The organism is Pseudoalteromonas sp. SR43-5, assembly GCF_014163835.1.
GTDB lineage: Bacteria > Pseudomonadota > Gammaproteobacteria > Enterobacterales > Alteromonadaceae > Pseudoalteromonas > Pseudoalteromonas distincta.
This window is the reverse complement of the sequence record NZ_JACJEA010000102.1, coordinates 1-231: the sequence shown is the minus strand read 5'-3', so window position 1 is coordinate 231 and position 231 is coordinate 1. Positions and strand designations below refer to the sequence as shown.

The 231-nt window shown below is 38.5% G+C and carries 1 rRNA gene; it reads left to right on the top strand.

The features are described 5' to 3' along the window. Window positions 1-94 (top strand): 23S ribosomal RNA (locus H5090_RS20665); the annotation flags it as partial. Window positions 95-231 lie beyond the last annotated feature (137 nt).

The window sequence follows — 231 nt, the reverse complement described above, 5'->3', positions numbered from 1 at the left end:
GGGCCGTTGAAGACTACAACGTTGATAGGCAAGATGTGGAAGTGGTGTGAGCCATTAAGCTAACTTGTACTAATTACCCGTGAGGCTTAACCATACAACGCCAAACGCGTTTTATGCGACAGTTTGACAGAAGTTAATATGACTAAAGTAGACATTACTTAGAAAGACTAAAAAAATATTATCAGATATTTTCCAAATTCAGTTAGTGCGTAGAAATACGGATTAACGCCC